The organism is Vibrio owensii CAIM 1854 = LMG 25443 (assembly GCF_000817815.1).
Classification (GTDB): Bacteria; Pseudomonadota; Gammaproteobacteria; order Enterobacterales; family Vibrionaceae; genus Vibrio; species Vibrio owensii.
Window position 1 is genome coordinate 1 of sequence record NZ_JPRD01000075.1, and the last position, 6955, is coordinate 6955.

General features: G+C 44.3%; 6 protein-coding genes. 2 read left to right on the plus strand and 4 right to left on the minus strand.

The window, feature by feature from the left end; genetic code table 11:
* Nucleotides 1-357 precede the first annotated feature (357 nt).
* Both amyS and H735_RS28225 read left to right on the plus strand, forming a co-directional pair.
* Nucleotides 358-1881, plus strand: coding sequence for an alpha-amylase (amyS, locus tag H735_RS28220; protein WP_005440999.1), 1524 nt, complete (start codon nt 358-360; stop codon nt 1879-1881).
* Nucleotides 1882-2018: 137 nt separating this feature from the next.
* Nucleotides 2019-2264, plus strand: coding sequence for a hypothetical protein (locus H735_RS28225; RefSeq protein ID WP_005440998.1), 246 nt, complete (start codon nt 2019-2021; stop codon nt 2262-2264).
* Between the two features lie 82 nt (nt 2265-2346).
* Here the strand turns inward: H735_RS28225 and H735_RS28230 are convergent, their stop codons facing one another.
* The 4 genes from H735_RS28230 to H735_RS28245 form a co-directional block, all read right to left on the minus strand.
* Nucleotides 2347-3135: a lipase family protein gene (locus H735_RS28230; protein ID WP_020198187.1), complete on the minus strand. Its 789-nt coding sequence runs from the start codon at nt 3133-3135 to the stop codon at nt 2347-2349.
* A gap of 127 nt (nt 3136-3262) precedes the next feature.
* Complete coding sequence (locus H735_RS28235) at nt 3263-4210, minus strand: CHAD domain-containing protein (RefSeq protein ID WP_020198186.1); 948 nt, start codon at nt 4208-4210, stop codon at nt 3263-3265.
* An 81-nt stretch (nt 4211-4291) separates the two neighbouring features.
* On the minus strand, nt 4292-5350 hold the full coding sequence (locus H735_RS28240; protein ID WP_020198185.1) for a hypothetical protein: 1059 nt from the start codon (nt 5348-5350) through the stop codon (nt 4292-4294).
* 79 nt (nt 5351-5429) lie between these two features.
* Nucleotides 5430-6476 carry a hypothetical protein gene (locus H735_RS28245; RefSeq protein WP_027726871.1) on the minus strand — a complete coding sequence of 349 codons (1047 nt, stop codon included), beginning with the start codon at nt 6474-6476 and terminating at the stop codon, nt 5430-5432.
* Between the last annotated feature and the right edge of the window lie 479 nt (nt 6477-6955).

The following is a 6955-nucleotide window of genomic DNA, read 5'->3' on the forward strand; positions in this document are numbered from 1 at the left end:
ATCCGTGGACCTCGGTTCGATTCCGGGAGGCGCCTCCATTCTTTTCGAAAGCTCGTCATTATGACGGGCTTTCTTCGTTTTAGCGCAATGGAAATCGACGCGCGTTAATCCCTCTTTCTGCTGTTTACTTATTATCTCCTCCCTGATTATTTGATCGAGATTCAATAATTGCACTCAATTGGTTATTGATTTTATAAATGTTACACATCTCAATAATTGTAGAGGGTGATTGGTGATAATTTCTCCACGATTGTAGTCCGAACTTTTTGTTGTACAACAGACGGTTAGTTGGATTTCTTCTACCTGTCTTGCGGCTCTCTAAGTTCGGGCTTCGTCCTAAAACGTGAGAGAAAAATAATGAAAACATTCAACCTTAAACCCACACTTTTACCTTTAACTTTGCTGCTCAGTTCGCCGGTAATGGCGGCTCAAAATGGAACCATGATGCAGTATTTCCATTGGTATGTGCCAAATGACGGTGCACTCTGGACACAAGTAGAAAACAACGCGCCAGCACTATCGGACAACGGCTTTACCGCGTTATGGCTACCGCCTGCCTATAAAGGTGCTGGTGGCAGCAACGACGTCGGTTATGGCGTTTACGATATGTATGACTTGGGGGAGTTTGATCAAAAAGGATCGGTGCGAACCAAATACGGTACTAAAGACCAATACCTCGATGCCATCAAAGCGGCACACGCAAACAACATTCAAATTTATGGTGATGTGGTGTTTAACCACCGTGGCGGTGCGGATGGTAAATCGTGGGTCGACACCAAGCGAGTCGATTGGAACAACCGAAATATTGAGCTCGGCGACAAGTGGATTGAAGCATGGGTCGAATTTAGCTTCCCGGGGCGTAACGACAAATACTCAGATTTCCATTGGACGTGGTATCACTTTGATGGGGTCGACTGGGACGACGCAGGTAAAGAAAAAGCGATCTTCAAATTCAAAGGCGATGGCAAAGCATGGGATTGGGAAGTCAGTTCTGAAAAAGGCAACTACGACTATCTCATGTACGCAGATTTAGACATGGACCACCCAGAAGTGAAGCAAGAGCTAAAAGACTGGGGCGAGTGGTACCTAAACATGACGGGTGTGGATGGTTTCCGAATGGACGCGGTTAAACACATCAAATACCAGTACCTACAAGAATGGATCGATTACTTGCGTTGGAAGACAGGCAAAGAACTGTTTACTGTGGGTGAGTACTGGAACTACGACGTGAACAATCTGCACAACTTTATCACTAAGACCTCTGGCAGCATGTCATTGTTTGATGCACCGCTACACATGAACTTCTATAACGCTTCACGCTCGGGTGGTAACTTCGATATGCGCCGTATCATGGATGGCACCTTGATGAAGGACAACCCAGTGAAAGCGGTAACATTGGTCGAGAACCATGATACGCAACCACTGCAAGCGCTGGAGTCTCCGGTGGATTGGTGGTTTAAGCCTCTTGCGTACGCGTTCATTTTGCTTCGTGAAGAAGGTTATCCGTCAGTGTTCTACGCGGATTACTACGGCGCACAATACAGCGATAAAGGACACGACATCAATATGGTGAAAGTGCCGTACATTGAGCAGTTGGTGAAAGCCCGTAAAGATTATGCTTATGGCAAGCAGCACTCCTACCTTGATCACTGGGATGTGATTGGTTGGACACGAGAAGGGGATGCGGAACACCCGAACTCAATGGCGGTTATCATGAGTGATGGCCCTGGCGGAACAAAATGGATGTACACAGGTTCACCGAGTACGCGTTACGTCGATAAGTTAGGTATTCGTACCGAAGAAGTCTGGACTGACGCCAACGGTTGGGCAGAGTTCCCAGTGAACGGTGGTTCAGTTTCTGTTTGGGTCGGCGTTAAATAATCAGGCTCGCAGAATTGCAGGTGTGACCAATTTCGAAAATAGTGCGCATTTAATCAATGTCTTGTTTGATATTCATGAAACATATGCGTAACTTTATACCTGAGCATTATCAGTAGGCAGATTAAGGAAAGGAATCTATGGCTGACGTTTTGATTGTTGCGATTGTATTCGGTGCAATATTTGGTGGTGGTATCGTTAAGCTGATTCTCAATCATCGAAAAGAAGTAAGAGCGCTCGAAATTTCTGAGCGTAAGCAGATGAATAAAGAAGAGCGAGATGGTCTTAATAAACAAATAGAAGACCTAAAACAGCGCGTCGAAGTATTAGAGCGTATCGTTACTGACAACAAATACCAACTTGATAAAGAAATTGCGTCTTTGTAATTCTGAACCAAGAAGAAAGAGCCAGTTTAATTCTGGCTCTTTTTGTATCTGCTCCTTTTTCCTGATTGCGCGAAGCAATGGATTACCGCTCATCAAAGAAGTCTTTGTTTCGAATGTACTTACTCATCAAGTGGTAAGAAAAAGGGCGTATCAACCAACTTACCAAAGAGCGTCCAAGCCGCATCAACGTTGGTGTGTTCTCGTAAATCCTACCGTTATAAAGCCAAAGCATTTTGCCTACATGCCAGTAGAGAAAAGGTACCGGAGGCATAAAGGTAACAATGTCGATGTCGCAACAGATTCGATAGGTTTTGTGTCCTAACTTATATCGCTTTTTGAATGCCCAATCACCAATTGCTGGCTGACCAAACGTTACTACTCGCTTGATGCTTTTGGGGTACTTTCGTTCGATATAATCGGCAAACACGCTACCAATCGCGCCGCCCGATGAATGTCCAGTAATGGTGATGCGTTTGCCTTGTAGAATCAGCGGTACGACGGTGGCTTCTAGTCGTTCAATCACGCTCAAACCAAGACGGTCCTCATTTCGAGAGGGTTGGCTTTCTTGAAATAACAAATGGTAGAAACCTGCATGGATGCGATAGTTAAGTCCAAGGCGCTTGCAGCTACGAGTCCACATGGCAAAGTTCAAAAGCCAATCGCTAATGCTGTGTGAGCCCTTGATGACAACAACGACTTCTGTGCGCTTTTTACTCCATAAAACACGAATCATGGTTTTGCCAAACTCGTTTTTAATGATGCGCTGTCCATTAGGATCGAACCCATAGCGGGTCTGTTTAAAGACTCTGGGGTAGGCAAGGTTGCAGAGTACGGCGTAGCGTTCGTATTGGTATCGTTTTAGAGGCTTCACGTTGTTGTTCTTTGTCTTAGTTAATTTCAAACTCTAGACGTCAAATATGAAAAGAACATGAACCTGTATGGAAAGGCAAAATAAACAGCTCAGCCTATAGCGTTTATTTTTATGGCTTGGGCATAAACTAAGCATAAATGGTGAGAGCATCGCTTCTCTTTATCTCACGTTTGAAGGTTTTTAAGTCAGCGAAAATCGCCAGCTTGGCGGATTGATGGTCTTTTTCTACCAATGTTAATAGCTGACCAATCGCCTTACGCTGTGGCTTGGTGAATTGCTTATCGTTTTGTTGCTTACGAAAGAAGTCGAGCTGATTGGAAGTATCGTTAAACGCACCGAGGCGGTCTTGAAGTTGCTTCAACTGTTTTACATTCGCTCTGTGCTGTATTCCAAGGTGGCCTTTGTGAGGAACATACAAAGGAGCAAAGTATTCAAGCAAGTAACGGAGCTTCTTACATTCAATCCTCAATTGATGAACTTCACCATCGTTGCTTTTTCTGTGCAAGCCTTTACATGCATTGCTTACCAACTTGTAGTGGTGGAGGATCCTTTTGTTCGAACAAACAACAATGGATTGGACATTGTCCGCCTCATATTGAGATGCTCGGCGAAGGCTGTTTTCAATCATGACGCAGGTTTTGAGATAGCAATCAGAGGCGAGCCATTGCCTAACCGATGTGAGTGCTTCGATTTGTTGCGTTTCAATCACGTCAAAAACCGACGCTAATTTGTCGCTGTGTTCTGGTGCTCTATTTAAGTAATGCTCTCTATCGATGAGAAACACATCTAAGTCGCGTAATGTGTTGGTCTGCTTCATGAGTAACTTTAAGTGGGGCTTGAGCAGTTTGAATTCAAAGGGGCAGAAATTAGCCTTAAGAAGCAGCAGTAGAGAGCGAATGCGTCGTAAAGTGACTCGATACTGATGGTTAAACTCAGGTTCCGTTTCGGCAACCACGCCTTTTTCGAGTGTTCTTGCGTAGTCGAATTCATGCATTAGATGACGGGGTAAAAGAAAGCTCAGATCCGAATCTGCACTCAATCTAAAGTCAGCAACCTTCTTGTTGAGAAGCTTCATCGCCATCCTCCCACATCAAACATGGTTTAATTTTAGGAGGTGACGACTAGTTCTACCTATTTCAGCCAACAAATATTCCGGCTACTTGGCGGCTTGGTGAAGGAATTCAAGCTGTTGCTTTTCTTTATCACTCATTTCATAAGGCTCATCGGATAGGGTATTCGAATCAAATGATCCAATAGGATAAGACTCTGCTTTACTTTGGCCATACTGTGCTTTTTCACCTGGGAAACCAGACATGCGTTCTATCATGATGTCACGAAGTTCATACTCGGCTCTGCCATTGGGTAATACATTGTGGAACGCTTTTAGCTCGACGGTTTGTTCTCCTTCAGCAAGTTGTTTCTTTTGTACTAAAGAGGCGACTGCCGATCCGCTTGATTGATATAAACTGCCACGAACTCGATAGATTCCCGCTTTGTCGACTTGAACCGTAATAGGAATCACCATGTCGGAATTATTCGATGATGCTTGGTCTACATTGATAATGCTAGCTACAGAGTGATAAAGGCGTAAATCCGCACTGATGACATCTTCACCTTGCTCAAAGCTAATCCGTGCCACCAATCTTAATTCTTGTGGCCAGTTTGCTTCTGGTGTTATTTGCCAACCATTCTCTTGAACAGGAAGAGTGGTGAGGGTTTGCTGGCTTTCTACGTCAATAATGTCGAGTGACGCGGTCACGTAGTTTGCCGATGATTTTAAGCGAACATCAATCTTGTCTGGATAAAAATGACGATATTTGTCCAAGCTTAATGCTGCTTTGGCTTCTCCATTCAACACTGGAACAGAGACCTCTTCAAAATGATTCCAGTCCAGATACGGGCTGTTCTTATCGGTGATGGGAGTAGAGTAGGTTGGATACTGTAAGACCTTTTCGTGACGTTCTGCGATCAAAGATAAGTCATGGGATGAAACCATATCTTCAATCACATCGACGCTGTCTTCTTCGGGAGGTAATGACGAGTTTTCCAGAATGATGGTTTCGCTCTGTGTTGGCTTGGGTAAAGCAGCCGTTTGATTCTGCTGGGCTTGTTGTTGCTTCGCGGAGTCGTCGTCTTGATTTTGTTGCGATAGAAACAACGCCGTAGCCCCAATCAAAACGAAAGCCGCAATGGCAATTGGCTTTTTGTTACTCATAATCCATCTCTTGCATCGTGCTTTGTGTGAGAAGAGCCAAGCATGAAACTTGGCTCGTTGGTTTGCTTATTACGACGCTTTACAGGCCGACAGCGATTTCCGACATGGTGTCGTTTTGAGAACCTTGAACGTAAATGTATTTGTTTCCAAACCATCCATTCTCTTGGTAGCTGTCAACGCTTACCGATTTTCCATCCGCTAAGGCAATCGACGTATTACTGGAGGTGACTTTACCTTTGTGTTTCGACCCAATGACTTCGCTGTGGCTATAACCGTTACCCATGATGAACGAGTAGTGGTTTGGCATAAAGCTAGCCACTCCTTTACTTTGAGAAGCCATTTTTCCGTCCATAGCTAGATTAGTAGAACAGCTATCGAAACTGCCTGAGCTTGAAGCGCCACATGATGAATGCGCCGCTACAACACCATCGTCTTTTCCGGGCAAGAAGCTTGCGGTCGCTTTTAGGTAGTCGCTGCCGTTACCAACAAAACGAATTCGAGGGATACGGTGGTCTGGTAACATCGCTATTTGGCGAGCGTTTGACACTTTTAGATCATTCAATACACCGGTGTTGTTTTTTGATGGCATATCGCCAAGCCAGAGTGAAATCGCATAACGCATTGCACTGTTTGTCCAGCCACCACCTTCAGTGATGTTAATAACGATATCGCCCAGCTCTGATCCACCACCAGCACCTGCAAAGTCGAAAGTCGCGACAATGTTGAGTGGAGAGAGCCCAGCGTTAGTTAACCAGTTTTCTTGGTTGTCGAGCAGATGTCTTGCAACTAGATCGCCAGTTGAGTGGGTTACCAAGACGCAGCCCGGCTGGCAAGTCCCGTTTCTTGAGAGCTCTTGCAGTTTCGGCCATACATAATCACTAGCAATTTTCCCTTCAACTCGTTCATGAGAGGGCCAATCAATGCGAGCATCGGCATACTGCATCCAATAATCTTTCCAATAATCCGCACCTTCGGTTTCAACTTGCGATGACGCAGGTTTAGTTTGCAGTTGATCGGCTTGAAATCCGTGGATGAGGACAACTTTGTAATCACCAATAGCTGCGTTGGAAGCGGTAGGTAAAGCCATTGCCACTGCGAGTGCGGCTAGTTTTGTCATTTTATTCATGATGTTATCAACCTTTGAATGTTTAGTTTCGCCAAAAATAGCGAAGTGGTAATAAGCAAAATACAAACATCAAAATCACTTTTGCTCGAAAGGTATGATTAACGGGATGAATAATAACGATCAACACATCCGATCAGTGAAGTGTTACCGGAGTACAATAATGATAATTTTAATTCCTATAAATGAGATTGCTTGCGGGAGTAATTTATAAAGTTGTTGATAGATTTCTCTTTTTAATCTTTCTGACATTAACTAGAAAGAAAAGCGATGATTGAGTAACAGCAGTTGAAGAGCAGGGTTGGAATGGTTTGATGTGTTTAGGGAATGATCGAATTGACTGAAGAGTGCTCGTCTGAGTCTGCTTTTTAACCGCATGAATAAAAAAGATAAAATTTGTTGTTGACCTAGAATCTTAATCCGTTAAAGTACGCCTCGTTCTCACGGCGAAGGTCGTTAGAGCAGGTGGTGTTACCATCGCA

Excerpts from the sequence above, each read along its gene's own strand:
- amyS (WP_005440999.1), top strand. The coding sequence starts at position 358 with ATGAAAACATTCAACCTTAAACCCACACTTTTACCTTTAACTTTGCTG.
- H735_RS28225 (WP_005440998.1), top strand. The coding sequence starts at position 2,019 with ATGGCTGACGTTTTGATTGTTGCGATTGTATTCGGTGCAATATTTGGT.
- H735_RS28235 (WP_020198186.1), bottom strand. The coding sequence starts at position 4,210 with ATGAAGCTTCTCAACAAGAAGGTTGCTGACTTTAGATTGAGTGCAGAT.
- H735_RS28240 (WP_020198185.1), bottom strand. The coding sequence starts at position 5,350 with ATGAGTAACAAAAAGCCAATTGCCATTGCGGCTTTCGTTTTGATTGGG.
- H735_RS28245 (WP_027726871.1), bottom strand. The coding sequence starts at position 6,476 with ATGAATAAAATGACAAAACTAGCCGCACTCGCAGTGGCAATGGCTTTA.